Origin of the sequence: Acinetobacter sp. ANC 4178, from assembly GCF_004331175.1 — a bacterium.
In the GTDB taxonomy this organism is placed as follows: domain Bacteria; phylum Pseudomonadota; class Gammaproteobacteria; order Pseudomonadales; family Moraxellaceae; genus Acinetobacter.
Genome location: NZ_SJOD01000005.1, coordinates 59,986 through 82,561, shown reverse-complemented (window position 1 = coordinate 82,561; position 22,576 = coordinate 59,986). Strand labels below are relative to the sequence as shown.

The 22,576-nt window shown below is 43.6% G+C and carries 20 protein-coding genes; 18 read left to right on the top strand and 2 right to left on the bottom strand.

Annotated elements, in window-relative coordinates:
- Nucleotides 1-24 precede the first annotated feature (24 nt).
- On the top strand, nt 25-750 hold the full coding sequence (locus tag E0H87_RS16200; RefSeq protein ID WP_227547356.1) for an energy transducer TonB: 726 nt from the start codon (nt 25-27) through the stop codon (nt 748-750).
- A 35-nt stretch (nt 751-785) separates the two neighbouring features.
- Here E0H87_RS16200 and pcaU read toward each other — a convergent pair whose 3' ends face one another.
- Nucleotides 786-1,598 carry an IclR family transcriptional regulator PcaU gene (pcaU, locus tag E0H87_RS11450; protein WP_165493966.1) on the bottom strand — a complete coding sequence of 271 codons (813 nt, stop codon included), beginning with the start codon at nt 1,596-1,598 and terminating at the stop codon, nt 786-788.
- 291 nt (nt 1,599-1,889) lie between these two features.
- Between pcaU and E0H87_RS11445 the strand changes: the two genes are divergently transcribed.
- The 17 genes from E0H87_RS11445 to E0H87_RS11365 all read left to right on the top strand — a co-directional run bounded on the left by E0H87_RS11445 (nt 1,890) and on the right by E0H87_RS11365 (nt 21,627).
- Complete coding sequence (locus tag E0H87_RS11445; RefSeq protein WP_131323726.1) at nt 1,890-2,570, top strand: 3-oxoacid CoA-transferase subunit A; 681 nt, start codon at nt 1,890-1,892, stop codon at nt 2,568-2,570.
- Between the two features lie 13 nt (nt 2,571-2,583).
- A complete protein-coding gene (locus E0H87_RS11440) occupies nt 2,584-3,240 on the top strand; it encodes a 3-oxoacid CoA-transferase subunit B (RefSeq protein WP_131323725.1) in 657 nt (218 codons plus the stop codon).
- A 117-nt stretch (nt 3,241-3,357) separates the two neighbouring features.
- Nucleotides 3,358-4,563, top strand: a complete 1,206-nt coding sequence (gene pcaF / locus E0H87_RS11435) for a 3-oxoadipyl-CoA thiolase (protein ID WP_131323724.1) — start codon at nt 3,358-3,360, stop codon at nt 4,561-4,563.
- A 22-nt stretch (nt 4,564-4,585) separates the two neighbouring features.
- On the top strand, nt 4,586-5,941 hold the full coding sequence (gene pcaB / locus E0H87_RS11430) for a 3-carboxy-cis,cis-muconate cycloisomerase (RefSeq protein WP_131323723.1): 1,356 nt from the start codon (nt 4,586-4,588) through the stop codon (nt 5,939-5,941).
- Nucleotides 5,938-6,726 carry a 3-oxoadipate enol-lactonase gene (gene pcaD / locus E0H87_RS11425; RefSeq protein WP_131323722.1) on the top strand — a complete coding sequence of 263 codons (789 nt, stop codon included), beginning with the start codon at nt 5,938-5,940 and terminating at the stop codon, nt 6,724-6,726. Before pcaB ends, pcaD begins: the two co-directional genes overlap by 4 nt.
- 41 nt (nt 6,727-6,767) lie before the next feature.
- Complete coding sequence (locus E0H87_RS11420; RefSeq protein ID WP_131323721.1) at nt 6,768-8,123, top strand: MFS transporter; 1,356 nt, start codon at nt 6,768-6,770, stop codon at nt 8,121-8,123.
- 14 nt (nt 8,124-8,137) lie between these two features.
- Entirely contained in the window at nt 8,138-8,572 is a 435-nt protein-coding gene (pcaC, locus tag E0H87_RS11415; protein WP_044740783.1) for a 4-carboxymuconolactone decarboxylase, read from the top strand.
- Nucleotides 8,573-8,598: 26 nt separating this feature from the next.
- Nucleotides 8,599-9,324, top strand: coding sequence for a protocatechuate 3,4-dioxygenase subunit beta (gene pcaH / locus E0H87_RS11410; protein WP_131323720.1), 726 nt, complete (start codon nt 8,599-8,601; stop codon nt 9,322-9,324).
- A gap of 15 nt (nt 9,325-9,339) precedes the next feature.
- Entirely contained in the window at nt 9,340-9,969 is a 630-nt protein-coding gene (gene pcaG, locus E0H87_RS11405; RefSeq protein ID WP_131323719.1) for a protocatechuate 3,4-dioxygenase subunit alpha, read from the top strand.
- A 150-nt stretch (nt 9,970-10,119) separates the two neighbouring features.
- Nucleotides 10,120-10,980: a type I 3-dehydroquinate dehydratase gene (gene aroD / locus E0H87_RS11400; protein ID WP_131323718.1), complete on the top strand. Its 861-nt coding sequence runs from the start codon at nt 10,120-10,122 to the stop codon at nt 10,978-10,980.
- A gap of 45 nt (nt 10,981-11,025) precedes the next feature.
- Entirely contained in the window at nt 11,026-12,486 is a 1,461-nt protein-coding gene (locus E0H87_RS11395; protein WP_131323717.1) for a NosD domain-containing protein, read from the top strand.
- 60 nt (nt 12,487-12,546) lie between these two features.
- On the top strand, nt 12,547-13,863 hold the full coding sequence (locus E0H87_RS11390; RefSeq protein ID WP_131323716.1) for a carbohydrate porin: 1,317 nt from the start codon (nt 12,547-12,549) through the stop codon (nt 13,861-13,863).
- A gap of 179 nt (nt 13,864-14,042) precedes the next feature.
- Nucleotides 14,043-16,472, top strand: coding sequence for a glucose/quinate/shikimate family membrane-bound PQQ-dependent dehydrogenase (locus tag E0H87_RS11385; protein WP_131323715.1), 2,430 nt, complete (start codon nt 14,043-14,045; stop codon nt 16,470-16,472).
- Nucleotides 16,473-16,621: 149 nt separating this feature from the next.
- Complete coding sequence (locus E0H87_RS11380; RefSeq protein WP_165493965.1) at nt 16,622-18,673, top strand: TonB-dependent receptor; 2,052 nt, start codon at nt 16,622-16,624, stop codon at nt 18,671-18,673.
- Nucleotides 18,674-18,818: 145 nt separating this feature from the next.
- Nucleotides 18,819-19,853 (top strand): DUF1311 domain-containing protein, encoded by a 1,035-nt coding sequence (locus tag E0H87_RS11375; protein ID WP_131323713.1) that lies wholly within the window; start codon nt 18,819-18,821, stop codon nt 19,851-19,853.
- 89 nt (nt 19,854-19,942) lie between these two features.
- On the top strand, nt 19,943-20,716 hold the full coding sequence (locus E0H87_RS11370) for a Rossmann-like and DUF2520 domain-containing protein (protein ID WP_131323712.1): 774 nt from the start codon (nt 19,943-19,945) through the stop codon (nt 20,714-20,716).
- A 125-nt stretch (nt 20,717-20,841) separates the two neighbouring features.
- Complete coding sequence (locus E0H87_RS11365) at nt 20,842-21,627, top strand: fatty acid desaturase (protein ID WP_131323711.1); 786 nt, start codon at nt 20,842-20,844, stop codon at nt 21,625-21,627.
- Nucleotides 21,628-21,684: 57 nt separating this feature from the next.
- Here the strand turns inward: E0H87_RS11365 and trmB are convergent, their stop codons facing one another.
- Nucleotides 21,685-22,401: a tRNA (guanosine(46)-N7)-methyltransferase TrmB gene (gene trmB / locus E0H87_RS11360; RefSeq protein ID WP_131323710.1), complete on the bottom strand. Its 717-nt coding sequence runs from the start codon at nt 22,399-22,401 to the stop codon at nt 21,685-21,687.
- Between the last annotated feature and the right edge of the window lie 175 nt (nt 22,402-22,576).

Below are 22,576 nucleotides of genomic sequence, written 5' to 3'. Positions count from 1 at the left end.
TTCAGTGAGTACGGAGTCGAGCACATGACAGCATTGTTGATTCATCGTGAAACATGGAAAGTACATGGACTGGCTTTGTCTATAGTCACTGCATTGCATGTGGGCGTGCTGTTGTGGTTAAGCATGGGGGGCATGGAACCCACTTTGCAAGCACCGAAGCGTAAACCTCTTCATTTACAGTTTATTCATACATCTCAAGTGCAATCATTGTCGCAAGTCGGGCAGAAAAAAACGAAACAGGAAAAAGTGGCTATACCACAATCCCAGTCCTCTACAAAAACGGATGCTTTAATGCGTGAGGATTCTGTCGCACAGGCCGTGGTTAAGGCATCACGACAAAACCATCAATTGACCAGTGAAGCCTTGAGTAAAATACAAGCGGTTAAACAAATCCAAGCTGAAACAGAGCGTCCCTTAATCGTGAACGATACTGAAATTCTTCAGTCTGTAGCGAATGCCGATAAATTTGATGCCCAAAATTATCAACCCGTTGCAAAAGTTGAACCGTCATATCCAGAGCAAGCCTTAGATCGAGATTTAGAGGGCAATTGTACAGTTGTGTACAATGTGAATGAAAATGGTGGCGTTGAGCTACCGAAAGTCGAAGGGGATTGCCATCCATTATTTGTCGAGTCATTCATAAATGCGGCACTCAATTTCAAATATCAGCCCTATGTGTTTGATGGTCATGCAGTCATGGTGCAGAACATGCGCTATACGTTTCAGTATCAAATTTCCAAAAGTTCATAATTTGGCATCAAACAATATTCTAAGGCTAAGCAGAGTTATAAAATGTTGCGTAACTCACGTGCGGTTTCTTGGAGCAAAGGTAGAATATGCTGAATAAGATATTCTTTGGTGGTACGGGTCGTTGGGGACACAATATTTAGTGCGGCGATGACTTTGGATCTTTGTTGATAAATGGGTACCGCGAGTGCATGAACCCCCAATTCATGCTCCTCACAAGAATAGCACCAGTCTTGTTCTTTAATTTCATGTAGCAAGTTCAAAAATGTTGCATTGTCGGTATGGGTATATTTGGTTAAACGTTGCAGCGGATATTTTTCGAGCCATTCACGTTGCTCATTGGGTTCCAGATGTGCCAATAAAATTTTCCCTGCGGATGTTGCATGTGCGGGTAAGCGGTTACCTAAGTGCAGGCCATAGGGATTGACGCGATCCGTTTGCTGATGTGCAGCACTACGTGCGATAGTAATCGCTTCATATCCATCCAGTACCATCACGGAAAAGATTAAAGATGTTTGATTGGTGAGTAGATTCAATAGAGGCTGAGATATTTTAGGAAGTTGTGCACCACCGAGATAAGCACCTGAGAATTTTAAAATTTTAGGCGTTAAATAAAAATAATGACCATCCGACTCTAAATAGCCCAAATATTCAAGAGTGAGTAAGTGACGCCGTGCTGCCGCGCGGGTCATCCCAGTCCGTTCAGCAGCCATTGAAATATTTAAACGATGACGGTCAGCGCCAAAACAATCCAGAATAGCCATACCTTTACTGATGCCAGCAACAAAATCTTCATGTCGAATGATTTTTTTATTGTCTTTATTTTCAAGCCATCTTTCAGTTTTGTGCAATTCCTCATCCATTTAGATACTTTCCTGATATGTATTGTGTTTATATTTTTACTATAGCGTGAAATCTGACTGAAAAAATCAGGTTTTGTTCGATAATAAGTAAAAATGTTCGATCATCGAACAAAAGCGCATATAACTATCTAGTCCAATGCCAGAAAATGATAAAAAATGAACGCATAAGGAAATCGAACTAAAAGACTAGGGAATGTTGTTTTAGCTGAATCATTGCCCAGTATAAGTTAGGTTTCCGTGCCTTTTCAAATTTTGCATGATGCACAATGGAGTTATCTAATGATAGATAAAAGTGCAGCGACCTTAACGGAAGCGCTCTCCCAGATACAAGACGGCTCAACCATCATGATTGGTGGTTTTGGTACAGCAGGACAACCTGCTGAACTCATTGACGGGCTGATCAAGCTTGGACGTAAAGACCTCACCATCGTCAGCAACAATGCAGGCAATGGCGATTATGGTCTGGCGAAACTGTTGAAGGCTGGTGCCGTCAAAAAAGTCATCTGTTCATTCCCGCGTCAGTCCGACTCTTGGGTCTTCGATGAACTCTATCGTGCAGGCAAAATCGAACTGGAACTGGTGCCTCAAGGCAATTTGGCCTGTCGTATTCAAGCCGCAGGCATGGGACTCGGCGCAGTCTTCACCCCGACAGGCTACGGGACTTTATTGGCCGAAGGCAAAGAAACCCGTCACATCGATGGTAAAGATTATGTACTGGAATACCCGATCAAAGCCGACTTCGCTTTGATTAAAGCGCAGCAAGGCGACCGTTGGGGTAATCTGGTTTACCGTAAATCGGCACGTAACTTCGGCCCGATTATGGCCATGGCAGCAAACGTGACCATTGCGCAAGTTTCTGAAGTGGTGGAACTGGGTGAGTTAGACCCTGAACACATCATCACCGCAGGCATCTTTGTTCAACACGTGGTACAGGTTCAACCTGAACCAGTTGCTGTGTAATCGGGAGAACATCATGAGCTATCAAAAACTCAACCGCAACCAGATTGCTGAACGTGTGGCACAAGATATTCCTGATGGGGCTTATGTCAATTTAGGTATTGGCTTACCCACCAAGATTGCCAGCTATCTACCTTCAGACAAAGAGATCTTCCTGCATTCTGAAAATGGCTTATTGGCTTTTGGTCCACCGCCCGCGGAAGGTGAAGAAGATCCTGAGCTGATCAATGCGGGTAAAGAATATGTGACCATGTTAAAAGGCGGTAGCTTTTTCCATCATGGGGATTCGTTTGCCATGATGCGTGGTGGGCATTTAGATATTGCAGTTCTGGGTGCCTTTCAAGTCGCAGCCAATGGTGACTTGGCCAATTGGCATACTGGTGCACCCGATGCAATTCCATCGGTAGGTGGCGCGATGGATTTGGCTGTCGGCGCTAAAAAAGTGTTTATCACCACCGATCATGTCACCAAAAACGGTGAACCGAAGATTGTGGCAGAGCTGACTTACCCCGCCACAGGACAAAAGTGTGTTGACCGCATTTATACCGATCTGTGTGTGATTGATGTCACCGCGGAAGGCTTAAAAGTGATTGAGAAAGTCGACGGTTTAAGCTTTGCAGAATTGCAGGCGATGACGGGTGCTCCGTTGGTGGATGCGACACAACAGAATTAATGATTTGAATCCCCCTAAATCCCCCTTTGCTAAAGGGGGACTTCTCTAGCATAAAGTGCGGTGGGTCTCCCTCCTTTTTAAAGGAGGGATTAAGGGAGGATTAAGAGAAGAATAGATATGAAAAATGCATATATTATCGATGCCATTCGTACCCCATTTGGTCGTTATGCGGGTGGTTTAGCCCCAGTCCGTGCCGATGACTTGGGTGCCGTGCCGATTCAAGCCTTAATGCAACGTAATCCGAGTGTGGACTGGACCCAAGTCGATGATGTGATCTACGGCTGTGCCAACCAAGCGGGAGAAGATAACCGTAATGTCGGTCGTATGTCAGCATTGCTTGCAGGTTTACCGGTTGAAGTGCCTGCCACGACTGTGAATCGTTTATGTGGTTCATCACTCGATGCGATTGCGATGGCTGCCCGTGCAATTAAAGCGGGTGAAGCGAATCTGGTTATCGCAGGGGGCGTGGAAAGCATGTCTCGTGCTCCCTTTGTGATGGGTAAATCAGAAACAGCTTATGGCCGTAGCCAGAAGATTGAAGACACCACCATGGGATGGCGTTTTATCAATCCGAAGCTGAAGGCCATGTATGGTGTAGAGACCATGCCACAAACTGCAGAGAATGTGGCACAACAGTTTCATATTGATCGTGCAGATCAAGACCAGTTTGCCTTGACGAGTCAACAGCGCACAGCAACCGCGCAAGCTCAAGGCTTTTTTAAACATGAGATCATCCCTGTAACTATTGCACAGCGTAAGGGTGATCCAATTGTGGTGGATACCGATGAACATCCTCGTGCATCGACCACATTAGAAGGTTTGGCGAAACTGAAGCCAGTCGTCACAGCAGAAGGCACCGTCACAGCGGGAAACGCGTCAGGCATCAATGACGGTGCGGCTGCTGTACTGATTGCTTCGGAACAAGCCGTCGAGCAATACCAACTTAAACCACGCGCCAAGATTATTGCCTCTACTGCTGTGGGTGTAGAACCACGCATCATGGGCTTTGCCCCAGCACCTGCGATTAAGAAGCTTCTTAAACAAGCCAATCTCACAATCGAGCAGATGGATGTGATTGAACTGAATGAAGCCTTTGCGGCACAGGCACTAGCAGTGACCCGTGATTTAGGTCTGGCCGATGACACGACCCAAGTGAATCCGAATGGCGGCGCGATTGCGATCGGTCATCCACTGGGTGCATCGGGTGCACGTTTAGTCACCACGGCTTTAAATCAATTGGAACAAACGGGTGGAACCTATGCCTTGTGTTCGATGTGTATTGGGGTCGGTCAAGGTATTGCAATGATTATTCAGCGGGTTTAAAGCAGATTTAAGGATAGCGATCATGAGCCAGTTATATGCCAGCTTATTTTACCAAAACGAGGTGACTGAAATTTTCAGTGATCGCGCGTTGGTGTCTTACATGATTGAGGCGGAAGTTGCCTTGGCACAAGCGCAGGCTCAGGTCGGTGTTATCCCAAAATCTGCGGCAATCGTAATTTCCCAAGTTGCACAGACTGCGCTTGATCGGATTGATTTTGATGCTTTGGCTGTTGCAACAGGCTTGGCCGGCAATATTGCGATTCCTTTTGTGAAGCAATTGACTGCGATTGTGAAACAAAGCAATGAAGATGCTGCGCGCTATGTGCATTGGGGCGCAACCAGTCAAGACATTTTAGACACTGCCTGTATTTTGCAATGTCGTGCTGCAATGACGCATGTTGAAGCTTTAATTCACCAATGTTACCGCACAGCTTTGGCTCAAGCTGAACAGTATCGCTCACAAGTGATGATTGGACGCACATGGTTGCAGCAAGGGTTGCCGATTACTTTGGGGCATAAATTCGCGCGTTGGGCTTCGGCATTTCATCGTGATTTAGCTCGTATTGATGCCATGAAAGCGCGTGTTTTTGCTGCGCAATTAGGCGGTGCGGTCGGTTCATTAGCATCTTTGCAGAATCAAGGCACAGTAGTTGTACAAGCATTTGCAGCGCAGTTACAACTTTCTGTTCCAAGCTGTACTTGGCATGGTGAGCGCGACCGTATTGTTGAAATCGCAAGCGTCTTAGCAATGGTGACAGGTAGTTTGGGCAAAATGGCGCGCGACTGGTCGTTGATGATGCAAACTGAAATTGCAGAAGTATTTGAGCCAGCGGCGAAAGGGCGCGGTGGGTCATCGACGATGCCACATAAACGTAATCCTGTTGCTGCGGCATCGGTTTTGGCAGCAGCCAATCGTGTGCCTGTGCTGATGTCAAGTTTGTACCAAAGCATGGTGCAGGAACATGAGCGTAGTCTAGGTGGATGGCATGCAGAATGGCTGGCATTGCCTGAAATTTTCCAACTCTGTGCAGGCGCTTTAGAGCGGACTTTGGATGTTTTACAAGGCATGCAAGTCAATGCTGAAAATATGCAACGTAATTTGGAATGTACCCAAGGTTTGATTATGGCGGAAGCAGTCATGATGGCTTTGGCACCGCATATGGGACGCTTACAGGCACATCATGTGGTGGAAGCAGCATGCAAAACAGCCGTTGAAAAAGGTGTTCACTTAAAAGAGGTCATTACTGAACTCGATCAAGTGAAAACCTATTTTAGTGCAGCTCAGATTTCAGAAATTTTTAAACCTGCGTCATATCTTGGCAATATTCAAGACCAGATTGATGCGGTGTTGCAAGAAGCAAAAGGAGAGGCAAAGTGAATATCACAATGACCAATCGTCAAGGCAAGACTTTATCCGTTGCGATCAGTGGGCAAGAGAATGCGCCTGTGATTGTATTTTCAAACTCATTGGGTACAGATAAAGGTATGTGGCAGCCACAAGTTGCTGCTTTTGAACAGCAGTTCAAAGTGGTGACTTATGACACGCGTGGTCATGGGCAAAGTGATGTGATTGAGCAGACCACTGTACAAAATCTTGCAGAAGATGTGATTGATATTCTGAACGGTTTAAACATTGAAAAAGCACATTTTTGCGGAATTTCGATGGGCGGCATGACGGCTTTGTGGCTCGGTATTCATCATGCAGATCGTTTTCATAGCATTACCGTGGCGAACTCAGCAGCCAAAATTTGGACTGAAGATGGTTGGAATGCGCGTGCAGATGCTGTGATAGCCAGTGGCTTAGCGGATTTGGTCAAAACTACGCATACCCGTTGGTTCAGCGAACAGTTTGATTATCAACATGATGCTTTAGCACAGCGCACCATTCAGTCTTTAGCGACTACGCCAGCACTGGGGTATGCAGAATCTTGCCGTGCATTGGCTCAAGCAGATTTGAGCGAAGAAATTCAACAGATTCAGATTCCTACTTTAGTGATTGCAGGCGCATTTGATCCAGTTACCACCGTGGCAGATGGCGTCTTTATGCAACAACAGATTCAAAAGAGTGAACTTGCGGTGATTGATGCATCGCATCTTTCCAATATTGAGCAACCTGAGCTGTTTACCCAAACCCTCAGTCAGTTTATTGGATCGATTCAATAGTTTAAGGATTTTAAAAGGACTTTAAGCCCAAGGAGGCAGGTATGGCGTCTCAGGAATACGCTACTCAAAAAACGAGTATAGACGCACAAGCACTGATTAATGATGCACCGATTAGCAAATATCAGTGGTTGATCGCAATTGTATGTTTTCTCATTGTTTTTGTTGACGGTATTGATACGGCGGCAATGGGTTTTATTGCTCCAGCCTTGGCACAAGACTGGGGAATAGACCGTTCGCAACTGGGTCCAGTCATGAGTGCAGCCTTAGGCGGCATGATTATTGGTGCTTTGGTGTCTGGTCCAACCGCTGACCGCTTTGGGCGAAAGATTGTTTTAAGTGTTTCGATGCTGATTTTTGGTGGCTTTACTTTGGCATCGGCATATGCGGGTGACTTAAATACCTTGGTGATACTACGCTTTTTAACGGGTATTGGTTTGGGTGCAGCGATGCCGAATGCAACCACGCTATTTTCTGAATATTGCCCACAACGCTCTCGCTCGTTACTCGTGACTTGCATGTTCTGTGGTTATAACTTGGGGATGGCAACAGGTGGTTTCATCAGTAGTTGGTTAATCCCAACCTTTGGTTGGCACAGCTTGTTTTTACTGGGCGGTTGGTCACCACTGATTTTGATGCTTTTGGTGATTTTCTTCCTGCCAGAATCCTATCGTTTCTTGATTGTGAAAGGTCGTGACAGCGAAAAAGTCCGCAAAATTCTAACGCGTATTGCACCGACGCAAGTACAGGGTGTTACTGAGTTTCATGTACCTGAAGAAAAAACCGAAGGTGGAGAGAAGAAAGGTGTGTTTGGCATGCTGTTCTCTCAGAAATATGTCAAAGGTACGGTTTTATTGTGGCTAACCTATTTCATGGGTTTGGTCATGATTTATCTGCTCACCAGTTGGTTACCAACCTTAATGCGTGAAACAGGCGCAACCATGGAACGTGCTGCATTTATCGGTGGTCTATTCCAGTTTGGCGGTGTCCTCAGTGCTTTATTTATTGGCTGGGCAATGGACCGTTTCAACCCGAACCGCATTATTGCAGGCTTCTACTTTGTCGCTGGAATCTTCGCTTTTGCCGTAGGTCAGAGCTTAGCAAATCCAACCTTACTTGCCATTTTAGTGCTTTGCGCAGGTGTTGCAATTAATGGTGCACAGTCGGCTATGCCAGCACTCAGCGCTCGTTTTTACCCGACGCAATGCCGTGCAACAGGTGTGGCTTGGATGTCTGGAATTGGTCGTTTCGGTGCGGTATTTGGTGCTTGGATTGGTGCGGTATTACTCGGCAATGACTGGTCGTTTACTGCAATTTTGAGCTTGCTCATGATTCCTGCAACAGCAGCGGCTATCGCAATTTTTGTTAAATCACTTGTTGCACATACTGACGCAACTTAATTGAGGATTCTCCCATGAATGATGAACAACGCTATGAACAAGGGATCAAAGTCCGAACTGAAGTGCTAGGTGAAAAGCATGTGAATCGTTCGATCGAGAACCTGAATGATTTCAACGCAGATTTTCAAAATTTTATCAGCCGTTTTGCATGGGGTGAAGTGTGGTCTAGACCAGGTTTGCCCCGCCATACCCGCAGTTTAGTGACGATTGCAATTTTATTGTCTCTAGGGCGTGAAGACGAATTACGTATGCATTTACGTGCTTGTTTTAACAATGGTGTGACTAAGGATGAGTTAAAAGAATTGATTCTGCACTGCTCACTCTATGCAGGTCTACCAGCAGCCAATGCAGCCATGCATATGGCAGAAGAGGTATTTGCAGATTTGGGCATTGCACCAAAAAAACTCAGTGAACTGCAATCTGATTCAGAACAAACCAATCAAGAGTAATGGAACAAGATTAAGAGGGACGTCACATGTCGCAACTTATTTTAGGTGCATACGCACAACGCAAGACCGATGATCATCCGCCAGCATACGCACCTGGCTACAAAACCAGTGTATTACGCTCGCCTAAAAATGCATTGATCTCAATTGCAGAAACTTTAACTGAAGTGACCGCACCGCATTTCAGTGCAGACCAGTTTGGTCCTAAAGATAATGATTTGATCTTGAACTATGCCAAAGAAGGTTTGCCGATTGGTGAGCGCATTATTGTGCATGGTTATGTCCGTGATCAGTTTGGTCGCCCAGTCAAAAATGCTTTGCTCGAAGTTTGGCAAGCCAATGCTTCTGGTCGTTATCGTCATCCAAATGACCAATTTATTGGTGCAATGGACCCGAACTTTGGCGGCTGTGGTCGCATGATGACTGATGCCAATGGTTATTTTGTATTCCGTACCATTAAACCGGGTCCTTATCCTTGGCGTAACCGTATTAATGAATGGCGTCCTGCGCACATCCATTTCTCTTTGATTGCCGATGGTTGGGCGCAACGTCTTATTTCGCAGTTCTACTTTGAAGGCGATACGCTGATTGATTCGTGTCCAATTATTAAAACCATTCCTTCGGAAGAACAACGTCGTGCATTGATTGCCTTGGAAGACAAGAGCAACTTCATTGAAGCAGACAGCCGTTGTTACCGCTTTGACATCACTTTACGTGGTCGTCGTGCGACTTATTTCGAAAATGATTTGACTTAATTCAGGGAGAACAACATGAACAATTGGAACTTTCAAGAATTGCATGAAACTCCATCTCAAACAGGTGGACCATACGTACACATTGGTTTGTTACCACAACAAGCCAATATTGAAGTGTTTGAAAATAACTTTAATAACCAGCTAGTTAAAGAAAACACTTTAGGTGAACGCATTCGCTTAGAAGGTCAAGTGTTTGACGGCTTAGGCTTACCACTACGCGATGTATTAATTGAAATCTGGCAGGCAGATGCCAATGGCGTGTATCCGAGTGCGGCCGATATTCAAGGCAAAGCAGTTGACCCAAATTTCTCTGGTTGGGGGCGTACAGGGGCTGACTTTGAAACTGGTTTTTGGAGTTTTAATACCATTAAACCGGGTGCTGTTCCGGGCCGTAAAGGGACAACTCAGGCACCGCATATTGCACTGATCATCTTTGCTCGCGGGATTAACATTGGCTTGAATACCCGTGTGTATTTTGAAGATGAAGCTGAAGCCAATGCACAAGATCCTGTACTGAAAGGAATTGAGTGGGCACCTCGTCGTCAGACCTTAATTGCTAAGCGCGAAGAACGTGATGGTGAAGTGGTTTATCGTTTCGATATTCGTATACAAGGCGAAGACGAAACGGTGTTTTTAGATATCTAAACTCCCGAAGGCTTGGTGTAGGACATCTTGCACGAGCCGAATAGATAGAAGTTTATACGTGGTGATTGCATGTCCCATTGCATGAATCCCACGTATGTTTGCGGCTGATGATAAAAGTCAGGCAATAGTTTGAAAATACAAGGAACTGTAATGATTACCATCAAAAAAATTGCAATACAACTCTGCTTAAGCAGTGCAGTTATCGCAGCAATGCCAGCGACATTTGCAGCTGAATCGGCTCAATCAAGCGCACAACACTATATGGTCAAAAACCTTAATATTGGTGACTTACCTGTCAAAACCATTGTGCCGATTACCGCGAAAACGGCAGAGCAAGCGATTGCGCAAGCACAAGTGATTGCCAACAACCCAAATGCAGATGTGGCTGAATTTCGCATCGACTTACTCGAGTTTTCTGCCGACACCAAAAAAGTCATCGCACTGGGTCAGCAGTTGAATCAAATTTTAAAAGACAAACCGTTGATCGCGACCATTCGTACCCATAACGAAGGTGGAAAAATGACGGTGTCTGACCAAGACTATGAAAAGATCTATCGTGAATATTTGAAAAAGCCATTTATGCAATTGCTGGATATCGAAATGTTCCGTGATGCTGGCAGTGTAGCGAAATTAACCAAATTGGCGCATGATAAACATGTGTTAGTAATTATGTCGAATCACGATTTTAATAAAACACCAGAACAACAAGAAATTGAAAACCGTTTGCTAAAACAGGATCAAATGGGTGCGGACATTCTAAAAATTGCAGTGATGCCGAAATCTAAACAAGATGTCTTTACCCTGATGAATGCCACGCTGGCAGTCAGCCAAAAAAGTCAAAAACCACTGTTAACCATGTCGATGGGACAGTTGGGCACGATTTCACGTGTGGCAACCGCCAATATGGGCGGCAGTTTAAGTTTCGGCATGATTGGTGAAGCCTCTGCACCGGGTCAAATTGATGTAACTCAACTCAAACAGTTACTGAAAACAGTACAACCGACCCCTTAAATGCACAGTGATATTCATCTTCAAGGATAGAAAAGGATTTAAAATATGAAACCATCAATCTTACGTTTGACCACATTGGTTTTGAGTTTAGCGGCATCAGGTTTTGCCAGTGCAGAAACTTATATTGTGGATCGTTATCAGGACGATAATGCAAAAGGTTCACTGCGTTGGGCGATTGAACAATCCAATGCCAATGCGACGCAAGAAAATGAAATTCACATCCAAGCTGTGGGACAAGCACCCTATGCAATTAAACTGAATCAGCCTTTACCACCAATTAAATCTTCAGTGAAGATTATTGGAACGCAGTGGGATAAAACTGGCGAGTTTATTGCGATTGATGGTTCCAACTATATTAAAGGTGAAGGTGCTAAAGCATGCCCGGGGGCAAATCCTGAACAGTATGGCACCAATGTCCGTACCATGACTTTACCCGGTTTAGTGCTGCAAGATGTGAACGGTGTGACCTTAAAAGGTCTGGATATTCACCGTTTTTGTATTGGCGTTTTGGTGAACCGTTCAAGCAATAACTTGATTCAACATAACCGTATCAGTAATAACTACGGTGGCTCAGGCGTGATGTTGACGGGTGATGACGGTAAGGGCAATCCAACCTCAACCACCACCAATAACAACAAAGTTTTGAACAACTTGTTTGTAGATAATGGCGATGGTTTAGAGCTGACGCGTGGTGCGGCATTTAACCTTGTGGCCAACAATTTATTTACTTCAACCAAAGCCAATCCCGAGCCATCGCAAGGTATCGAAATCCTGTGGGGCAATGACAACGCAGTGGTTGGCAACAAGTTTGAAAACTACTCTGATGGTTTGCAAATCAACTGGGGTAAGCGCAATTACATCGCTTATAACGAACTGACCAATAACTCAATTGGCTTTAACCTCACGGGTGATGGCAACATCTTTGACAGCAATAAAGTTCATGGTAATCGTTTAGGAATCGCCATTCGTTCAGAAAAAGATGCCAATGCCCGCACAACCTTGACCAAAAACTTAATTTGGGACAATGGCAAAGATATTAAACGCTGTGAAGCAGGTGGTTCGTGTGTACCCAATCAGCGTTTAGGCGCCATTGTATTTGCAGTGCCTGCACTTGAACATGCTGGCTTTGTCGGTTCTCGTGGTGGCGGTGTGGTGATTGAAGCAGCAAAACTGCAAAAAACCTGTACACAGCCAAATGAACAGGGCTGTAATGCGATGCCAAACCAAAACATTCAAGCACCACGTTTAAGCTATAGCAAAGGTCAAGTCACCGCTACAGTTCAAGCACAGCCAAATCAACGCTATCAAGTTGAATTCTTTGCCAATCATCAAGCGAAGAGTCAAGAAGCAGAGCAGTATTTAGGTACTCAAGTGGTGACCACGAATGCACAAGGTCAAGGTCAAGCAATGTGGAAAGTAGCCAGTGGTGTGGCGAATGTCACCGCCAATGTTACAGACCGTTTAGGGGCAACTTCTGAACTGAGTCCAGCCGTTCGCATTAAATAATAAAAACCGCATGGAAAGCTCACCTGAGTTGAGCTTTCCTCACAGAAAAGGATGTTTGGTATGCAACAACTATTAAAACTAGGCACATTATCTTTGGCGCTTTTAACTTGCCAATTGGCTTCAGCCAATCAGTTTTATTCGGCAGACCGTCAATGGTTATTGGGTGATTGGAACGGTGAACGGAAGCAACTGGAAGATCAAGGTTATAAATTTACCGCTGCAATTATGAGTCAGGCGGCAACCAATTTGGCAGGTGGTTATAACGATGACAATACTCTGGAAAATGCGGGACAACTGACTTTAGGCGCTAATTTTGATTTAAGTAAAATTGCAGGTTGGGAAAATACCACAGCAGGCTTAATGATTACCAAACGTGATGGTAACGCCCTAACGCTTGAACGCATTAAAGACCCGCGTGCTAGTACTTTGGGCAACAGCCAAGAAATTTATGGTCGTGGCAAAATTTGGCGTTTGACCCAAGCATGGATAAAAACAGGATTTGACGACAACCGCGTCCAATTTAAGATTGGTCGTATGGGCATGTCTGATGACTTTAACAGCTCACAATGTGAATTCCAGAACTTACTTTTGTGTGGTGGTCAGTTAGGTAAATCCATCGGTTCGATTTGGTATAACTGGCCTGTTAGCTTATGGGGCACCAATGTGAAATACCAATTTGCACCAGACTGGTCACTTGGTGTTGGGGTTTATGAAGTCAACCCAGACAATGTGAAAACAGATTCAGACAGTGATGGTTTTAACCTCGATATGGATAATGTTGAAGGGGCCACCATTCCAGTTGAACTGGCATGGAAACCTAAACTTGCTACATTTAACGCTTTGCCGGGTGAATATAAACTGGGTGCGTTGTATTCCACGGCTGAAGCAAAAGACATTCGCAGTGGAGAAATGCAAGATGGCAAGTATAGTTTCTGGTTGAATGCGCAACAGCAACTCACACAGCATGGGGCAGATCCGAAGCGTGGTTTATACATTAGCTTTAATGGCGTCGTGAATGATAAGGCCACAACATTTGTAGAAAGTACACAACAACTCGCGCTTTGGTACAAAGGGCCTCTTGACAGTCGCCCGAATGATTCCATCGGTTTTGGTTTAGCCAATTATGTCGTGAACGATCGTGCGACAGACAAGCAAATCACCACCAATGAAGGTCGTGGGTATTACAGTTACGATGCCATTGCCAGCGACTATGTCCCGATTCAACGTGATGAACTCAATGTAGAACTCAATTACACCTATCAATGGTCACCTGCGGTCATGCTCAGACCAAATTTGCAATACATCTACCAACCGACAGGGGTAAAAGAAGTAGAGGATGCATGGGTGGCTGGTTTAACCATGAAAGTGAATTTTTAACAGTATTTAGATGAAAAATGATTAAAATATAATCAATATTGCTGTCTAGTTTAAATACGTTAGTCAATGCTTTCACAGGTTTAACCTGTGAAAGCATCAGAATTTATTTGTGATGATAAATGATACTCAAAGGAGAGAGGGAGTGGTCATTTAAACTCACGGCACTTGGAGTAAGATGTATGTCTGAAGCTCAATCTAAGCCAGGAGCCATATTTAAAATATGGTGCTTTATCCTTGGTTTGGCCTTATTGTTAACAGGCCTATTTTATTTAATTGGTGGCGGAAAGCTCATCAGTTTAGGTGGCTCTTGGTACTTCTTTATTGCAGGCTTAGTGACGATCGTTTCTGCGATTTTCATTTTTAGAAAAAAAGCCCTTGGGGTTGGATTATTCAGTTTAGTCTTTGTAGGCACTGTCATTTGGGCATTGATTGATACTGGCTTCGAATTTTGGCCACTGCATTCACGCTTAATGTTCCCCGCAGGTTTATTTGCTGCCGTGCTATTCACCTTGCCATCTATTCGTAAATACCAGCAACAAACTACAATGTCTGCACCTGCTTATGTTGTAGGTGGTCTGACTGTCCTAGGCATGTTGGGTGGTATGTACGGTATGTTTATTCCACATCCAACCGTTGAAGCATCGGGTCAGGAATTACCGCTTGTCCCAGTGGCGCCAAATAAGCAGCAAGTGAATTGGGATCATTATGGTAGTGATGCGGGTGGTAGCCGTTTTGCTGCACTCGATCAAATTAACCGTAATAATGTATCCAAGTTAAAAGAAGCTTGGCGCTTTCAAACGGGAGATAAAACCACAGGTTCAGGCAATGGTGCAGAAGATCAGATGACGCCATTGCAGGTCGGCAATAAAGTATTTTTGTGTACCCCGCATAACAATATCATTGCTGTGGATGCGGACTCGGGTAAACAAATCTGGAAAGCTGAAGTCAACTCTAAAGCCGATGCTTGGGAGCGTTGCCGTGGCGTTGCTTATTTTGATTCGACGCAAGCATTGGTACAGCCAACCTTGGCAGGTGCAAACGCGGTCACTGCTGTGGCAACCAATACGGCCTGTCCACGTCGTGTTTATACCAACACACCTGATGGTCGTTTAATTGCAGTGAATGCCGATACTGGTGAGCGTTGTAAAGATTTCGGTGTCGATGGTACTGTCAATTTACTTGAAGGTTTAGGTGATGGCACCAAAGCACCGCGTTTTGAGGTGACTTCTGCACCAACGATTGCAGGTACGTCTATCGTTATTGGTAGCCGTATTGCCGATAACGTCGGGGCTGACATGCCGGGTGGTGTAATTCGTGCATACGATGTCATTACAGGTCAATTGCGTTGGGCATTCGATCCACGGAATCCTAATCCAAACTATGTGCTTAAACCAGGTGAAACTTATAAACGTAGTTCGGCCAACTCATGGGCGGCAATGTCCTATGATCCTCAAATGAATACAGTGTTCTTACCAATGGGAAGTTCATCAGTTGACCTTTGGGGTGCAAACCGTCAACCATTGGATCATAAATACAATACTTCGGTATTGGCACTGGATGCGACCACAGGTAAAGAAAAGTGGGTCTATCAAACCGTTCATAATGATTTATGGGACTTTGACTTGCCAATGCAACCAAGTTTAGTCGATTTTCCACTCAAAGATGGTTCGACTAAACCTGCTGTAGTCATTGGTACGAAGTCTGGTCAGTTCTTTGTACTTGACCGTGTAACAGGTAAACCATTGACCAAAGTCATTGAACAACCTGTTAAAGCCGCAGATATTCCAAATGAACAATACAGTTTGACCCAACCGCGTTCTATTGAAATGCCACAAATTGGTAATCAAATGCTCACTGAATCAGACATGTGGGGTGCTACGCCATTTGATCAATTGATGTGTCGTATCAATTTCAAATCGATGCGTTATGAAGGTCTATTTACTGCACCAGGCACGGATATTTCGTTAAGCTTTCCGGGTTCACTCGGTGGTATGAACTGGGGTTCTATTGCCTTCGATCCAACGCACCGTTATATGTTTGTGAACGACATGCGTTTAGGCCTTTGGATTCAGTTGATCAAACAAACCCCTGAAGATTTGGCGATTCAAGCCAATGGCGGTGAGAAAGTGAATACAGGTATGGGTGCAGTACCAATGAAAGGCACACCATACAAAGTGAACAAAAACCGATTCTGGTCAGCGTTAAGTATTCCTTGTCAAAAACCACCATTTGGTACCATGACTGCAATTGATATGAAAACTCGTCAAATTGCATGGCAGGTTCCTTTGGGTACAGTCGAAGATACAGGTCCAATGGGCATCAAAATGGGCTTAAAAGCACCGATTGGTATGCCAACCATTGGTGGTCCAATGGCAACACAGGGTGGTTTAGTGTTCTTTGCAGCAACACAAGATTACTACTTACGCGCCTTCAATTCATCTAATGGTGAAGAATTGTGGAAAGCCCGTTTACCTGTGGGTAGCCAAGGTACGCCAATGAGCTACATTTCCCCAAAAACGGGTAAACAATATGTGGTTATTTCTGCTGGTGGAGCGCGTCAGTCGCCTGATCATGGTGATTATGTGATTGCTTATAGTTTAGAAGACTAAAACGTATTATTGTTGGGAGAGTCCTTCTATAAAGAGGGGCTTTCTACATTCCTACCAAGATGATAAGAAAAGGATGTTTTGTGAAATTATATAGTTGCAATCCACTTCCCTTTAAATATGCTTTATTAGCCACAGTGATTCTAAAATCGATGGCATTGTATGCGCAAGATACAGCGGCATATCAACTCCCAGTTATTACCGTACAAGCCGTACGTACTGAAAATGAATTGTTACAGGCACCCGCTTCGATACAGAAAGTACAAGCTCCAGAATCACAACGAAACTCAAATGTGAATGTGTCAGAACTATTGCAAGGTGTTGCGGGTTTACAAATCAATAACCGTGAAAATTACGCGCAAGATTTGCAAATTTCCATGCGTGGCTTTGGGGCGCGTTCTACTTTTGGTGTGCGTGGGATACGACTGTATATCGATGGTATTCCTGCAACCATGCCAGATGGTCAGGGGCAAAGCTCTAATATTGACTTAGACAGCTTGGACAATATTGAAGTTTTGACAGGGCCATTTTCTTCACTTTATGGGAATTCATCGGGTGGAACCATTCTAACTCAAACCAAAGAAGGGCAAGGGAAAGACTCGATTCAGGTGGGGCTAAATGCAGGCAGCCACCATAAACAACAAGCCAATATTCAATTACAAGGGGGTTCAGACCAAGCCAATCAACCCGCTTATGTGGTCAGTTCTTCCTATTTTGATACCGATGGTTTTCGTGATCATAGCGCTGCGCGAAAAGTGTTGAATAACGCCAAGCTCACTTGGAATTTGGAGGATGGTAGTAAGATTAATTGGCTCATTAACCGTACAAAAATTGAGGCAGATGATCCTCAAGGCTTAAACCGTGCGCAATGGCAAGCCAATCCGAAGCAAGTGAATGATGCTAAAAATATTTATGATGTACGTAAAGAAATTGAACAAACCCAAACAGGGCTGACATGGAATAAACCACTGAATGATCAGCAAGAGTTGTATGGCATGGTCTATTTGGGGAATCGTCAGGTTGTGCAATATCAGTCGATCCCGAGTAGTGCCCAAAAAAATCCTCGTCATGCAGGCGGTGTGATCGATTTTGATCGAGATTATTATGGTGCAGACTTTCGTTGGACGGGTAAAGAGCTCTTGCCGAATACTACATTTATTGCAGGTTTGGCATTTGATCAGATGCGCGAAGATCGTCAGGGGTATGAAAACTTTGATGCGACAGGGCATTATGGCGTGAAAGGTGATTTACGTCGCGATGAAATCAATACCTTATGGAATCTCGATCCTTATGTGCAAGCTTCATGGCAGTTCTTGCCACAGTGGCACTTAGATGCAGGTTTGCGCTATAGCAATGTACATTATGAGTCTGAAGACCATTACATCACTACAGGTAATGGTGATGACAGTGGTTCAACAGATTATCAAAAGTTACTTCCAACTATCGCTTTGGGATGGGAAATTTTACCCGAGCTTTATGCTTATAGCAGTTATGGTAAAGGCTTCGAAACACCAACCTTTACCGAAATGGCTTATCCTACAGTAGGAACTTCAGGCATTAACTTTAATTTAAAACCTGCGACCAGTGATACCGCAGAACTTGGATTAAAATCGCAGAATAGCTTGGGGCTGTTTACTTTTGCTGTATTTCATACTGAAACTAAAAATGACATTGTTCCTGACGATGCCAATGGCGGGCGTAGCACATTTCGCAATGCGGAAAAAACCTTACGTGAAGGTTTAGAGTTATCGTGGCAAAAACAGCTCTGGCAAGCATTCAATATTCGAACCAGTTATAGTTATTTAGATGCGACTTTTGATGCTGATATTCCAGCGACCACAACCAAGCCGCTGATACAGAAAGGAACATACATTCCTGGGATTGCCAAGAATCAAGCTTTTGTAGGCTTAGCATGGCAACCAGAGCAAGGCTTGCAGGCTGGCTTAGAAGCACGTTATATGGACAAGATTTATGTCGATGATATCAATTCCGATACTGCGCCAAGTTATACCGTAGTGGCGGCAAATGTTGGCTATTTGTGGGTCAATAAAGACTGGAAAGTGAATACTTATGCTCGAGTCGATAATTTGTTTGATCGTAACTATGTGGGTTCTGTGATTGTGAATGATAGCAATAGTCGCTTCTTTGAGCCTGCGGATGGTCGTAATTTCAGTATTGGTATGCGTGTAAATAAGAGCTTTTAACCGAGACCAATGCGCAAGTAAAAAAAGGGGACGAAATCGTCCCTTTTTTACGATGTAAAATCTTTCATGCTTTAACTACTCGTTTTTTTAGCCCAAATTTGCTTAAATACGCCTCGAAAAATAACAAACAGACACTAGGCTTTATATGAATAAATTTGCCAATTCTTTGGTTTTTGCAACATTGTGTAGCAGTATGCTTTTAACAGGTTGTGATTTCTTTAAAGGAAAGAAAGACAGCGCTGAAGCAGAACAAGCAGCACCCGTAGTCAATGAATGGGACTGTAGCAATGAAGCGAAATTAAAAGAGATTAAGATGGCTTTACAGCAAGACTATTTGAAAAAGTTAGATAAAGCCTTACGTAACTCGAGCTATTATCAGGCAGATAAAAACCTGACCGATACCATCACGCAGCATATTCAATTTGAAGTCAAAAGTATTACCACCGTAACCGAACAACCTGACACAGCGAAGCAATTGGAATGTCGTAGCGAGCTGATTGTGAAAATGCCGAAAGGTTTACAACAGCGCGCTGAAAATGGTTATGAAACAGAAAGTTGTGATGAGTGTGATCGCTATGGTACGTTGAACGATTTACTGGAAAGTGAAGCATATGGTTTAACGATGCAAAATGATCAACTTAAAGGATCATTTGATTATCAACTGATTAAAACCGATAAAGAAGGTATTCAACTCCAGCTACCAAAAGAAAATAAAGTGTTAGATGGTCTAGTTTATATCACCGAAAAAGCAGTACAACTCGCCGCTTATGAAGAAGAAAATCAACAGTATGAAAATATGCGGGATACGCAAGATCAAAAACAAGCAGAGCAACAAGAACTCGCTCAGAAATCTATGGATATCCGTCAGAAAGAGCTCAATGCTGATCAGAAAAAAATCGTAGAACGTTTGAATCAAACTTGGGATAATTTCACCAGTGAGCAAAAAGCACAATTGCAACAAGATCAGTCAGATTGGTTTGAAAAGCGTGATGTGGATTGTAAAGTGATTGCGCAAACCAGTATTCATAATATTGCTGAAAAAGATCGTGAAACTTATCAACAGCATTACGATTATTGGGATGAGCAAATGAAAGCACAAAATCAGGACATGCAATACACCAAATGTTTTAATCAAAAAACATCGGAGCGTATTGTTTATTTGAACAATGTCTTTAATTAATCAGAAAGTGGCTTGAAATAAAAAGGACGAATTGATTCGTCCTTTTTTTATTGGCATGCTTAGCGCAGAAATAGAGAGTAAGCGTAGACATGCGAATTAGTTTTATTGGTGCTGGACGTGTTGCCCACCATTTGGCATCTGCTTTAAAGCAACACCATCAAATTGTACAAATTTATAGTCGAACTTGGGAAAAGTCACAACAGTTGGCAGAGCAGATGGCAGCACAAGCATGCCCCTCATTAGCCGATTTATCCTCAGAAATTGATTTACTGATTCTTGCTGTCAGCGATCAATCCATTGCCGCTGTCATCGCTGAAGTTGCGCCGTTATTGCCAGAGGTTCTGATTGTACATACTTCAGGCAGTACTGATCTGCAAATCCTACAGCAACGGCACCCACGTGCGGGCGTGTTTTATCCTTTACAGACCTTTAGTCTAGAACGGGAGATAAATTGGAAACACACCCCATTATTTATTGAAGCTGCAAATGAAGACGATCAAAAACAGTTATTGGATTTGGCTCAACAGTTGAGCGAACGAGTCTATGCTTATAGTTCACAACAACGTTTAAGTCTGCATTTGGCTGCGGTATTTGCCTGTAATTTTGCCAATTACTGTTACGACATGAGCAAGCAAATTGTGGATCAGACGCAAGTTGATTTTAGTTTGTTGTATCCGCTGATCTTGGAAACAGCAGCGAAAGCCACCCAAAATGATCCGAAAGTGGTGCAAACAGGCCCTGCGATGCGTCAGGATCAGAATATTTTACAGATGCATCAGTCAATATTAGAAGATTTAAAACGATCTGATTTGGCGGAGGTTTATACCTTGATGAGTCAGCAAATTATGCAGCGACACAGTTAATCGAAGGATGAATAACTCGTGTACCTGTAATAAAAACAAGAAAAACCGCTGAAAAAGTGGCTTTTTTTATGCATTAGGATTCGGTAGAGTGCTTCTGAAAATAAATACAAACAATTAGAGGGTGTATGCGTTCACATTTATTATTAGAACAGGTGCAGTGGAAAGATCTTGTGCCGTTAGGCCGTACTGATGTCATCAGTGAGTTATTCATTTCTTTACCGTGGTTAGTTGTCTCTTTCATTTTTGCAGGTTTGCAGTGGTATATCTTGGCGCTATTTTGCTCGTTTATGTTTTTCTTAACAGGGCTTAGACAGGTACATAACGCCTTTCATTTTGCTTTAGGTATTAGCCGACCTGCCACACATTGGGTCATGTTTGTCTTAAGCATTATTATGCTTGGTTCAATGCATGCGGTACAAATTAATCATCTTCGACACCATCAGCACTGTATGCAAGAAGAGGATATTGAAGCAAAAAGTGCAACCATGAAGTGGTGGAAAGCTTTGTTATTTGGCCCTATTTTTCCGTGGATGTTGCATAAAAAAGCCTTTGAGGTTGGAACCAAAACACAGAAAAAGTGGATGTCTGCTGAACTTGTTGTCAATGTGGTCGTGCTGTTTTTGGTTTTTGTGATCTTGGATATTGGTATTTTAAAATACCATGTCAGTGCGATGTTGATTGGGCAATGTATGACGGCATTTTTTGCGGTGTGGACGGTGCATCATGACACGGAAGACCATATTTATATGGCACGTACAGTGCGTAATGAGTTCAAACGTGTCGTGACCTACAACATGTTTTATCATGTGGAGCATCATTTGTTTCCCGCAGTGCCGACACGACGTTTACATATTTTGGCAAAACGCTTAGATGAACATGATCCGACAGTTGAAATTCGGCATGTGTTTTAACATTTTAAGCATAAAAAATAGGGCATTAAGCCCTATTTTTTTTTGAAGATCTAAAACTTATTTAATTTTCTTAAATAAGAAGTCGTTAATCTTATGACCTTCTTCAAGTCCACGACGTTCAAATTTAGTTTGTGGACGCCAGTCAGGACGTGGGTAGCTGTTGCCTTTACCTGCCATATTCTCAAGATTTGGACGGTTATCGAGCACATCAAGCATCCATTCTGCATACGGTTCCCAGTCTGTTGCTGCGTGGAATGTTCCACCCATTTCTAACTTCTGTTCAACCAATGGCATACGGTCATGTGACACGAAACGACGTTTGAAGTGGCGTTTTTTCTGCCATGGGTCTGGGAAGTAAAGTTGCACAGCATTGATGCTGTTATCTGGCATTTCACGGAGTACTTGAATTGCATCGGCATCTAAAAGACGAAGGTTAGTTAAACCTGCCATGCCAGCTTCATATACGCACTGCGCAATACCTGGAACATGGACTTCAATCCCGACATAGTTACGTTCAGGATTGGCTTTTGCCATAAGCACCAGTGAACGACCCATACCAAAACCAATTTCAACGGTTAATGGGTGTTCAGGATGTTCAAAATGCTGACGTAAATCACCGACTGGATATTCCAAAATTAAGTGACCATATTGTTCAAGCGCAGTACGTTGAGAAGTATTCAGCGGAGAAGAGCGACGCATAAAAGTCACAATTTCACGATGCTCATTCAAGTTGTCTAGCTCGACGACTTGCGGTTCTAATAGATCGGTTGACATAACTTTGGCAAATGTAAAAATTCAAAAGCGGTATTTTAAATCCTGAGACGGGCAAGTCAAATTTTTTACCATGATTTCGGCAATTAAATTGTTTTTGAGTTTTGCAAATTGATATTTTTCCCACTGATCAAGCCTTCAGTTAAGGAGTTTGAATAGAATCAGGTGGTGTCATAAA

Bases quoted from the DNA above. Each gene is read 5' to 3' on its own strand.
- E0H87_RS16200 (WP_227547356.1), top strand. From the start codon at position 25: ATGACAGCATTGTTGATTCATCGTGAAACATGGAAAGTACATGGACTG.
- E0H87_RS11445 (WP_131323726.1), top strand. From the start codon at position 1,890: ATGATAGATAAAAGTGCAGCGACCTTAACGGAAGCGCTCTCCCAGATA.
- E0H87_RS11440 (WP_131323725.1), top strand. From the start codon at position 2,584: ATGAGCTATCAAAAACTCAACCGCAACCAGATTGCTGAACGTGTGGCA.
- pcaF (WP_131323724.1), top strand. From the start codon at position 3,358: ATGAAAAATGCATATATTATCGATGCCATTCGTACCCCATTTGGTCGT.
- pcaB (WP_131323723.1), top strand. From the start codon at position 4,586: ATGAGCCAGTTATATGCCAGCTTATTTTACCAAAACGAGGTGACTGAA.
- E0H87_RS11420 (WP_131323721.1), top strand. From the start codon at position 6,768: ATGGCGTCTCAGGAATACGCTACTCAAAAAACGAGTATAGACGCACAA.
- pcaC (WP_044740783.1), top strand. From the start codon at position 8,138: ATGAATGATGAACAACGCTATGAACAAGGGATCAAAGTCCGAACTGAA.
- pcaH (WP_131323720.1), top strand. From the start codon at position 8,599: ATGTCGCAACTTATTTTAGGTGCATACGCACAACGCAAGACCGATGAT.
- pcaG (WP_131323719.1), top strand. From the start codon at position 9,340: ATGAACAATTGGAACTTTCAAGAATTGCATGAAACTCCATCTCAAACA.
- aroD (WP_131323718.1), top strand. From the start codon at position 10,120: ATGATTACCATCAAAAAAATTGCAATACAACTCTGCTTAAGCAGTGCA.
- E0H87_RS11395 (WP_131323717.1), top strand. From the start codon at position 11,026: ATGAAACCATCAATCTTACGTTTGACCACATTGGTTTTGAGTTTAGCG.
- E0H87_RS11390 (WP_131323716.1), top strand. From the start codon at position 12,547: ATGCAACAACTATTAAAACTAGGCACATTATCTTTGGCGCTTTTAACT.
- E0H87_RS11385 (WP_131323715.1), top strand. From the start codon at position 14,043: ATGTCTGAAGCTCAATCTAAGCCAGGAGCCATATTTAAAATATGGTGC.
- E0H87_RS11380 (WP_165493965.1), top strand. From the start codon at position 16,622: ATGGCATTGTATGCGCAAGATACAGCGGCATATCAACTCCCAGTTATT.
- E0H87_RS11375 (WP_131323713.1), top strand. From the start codon at position 18,819: ATGAATAAATTTGCCAATTCTTTGGTTTTTGCAACATTGTGTAGCAGT.
- E0H87_RS11370 (WP_131323712.1), top strand. From the start codon at position 19,943: ATGCGAATTAGTTTTATTGGTGCTGGACGTGTTGCCCACCATTTGGCA.
- E0H87_RS11365 (WP_131323711.1), top strand. From the start codon at position 20,842: ATGCGTTCACATTTATTATTAGAACAGGTGCAGTGGAAAGATCTTGTG.
- trmB (WP_131323710.1), bottom strand. From the start codon at position 22,401: ATGTCAACCGATCTATTAGAACCGCAAGTCGTCGAGCTAGACAACTTG.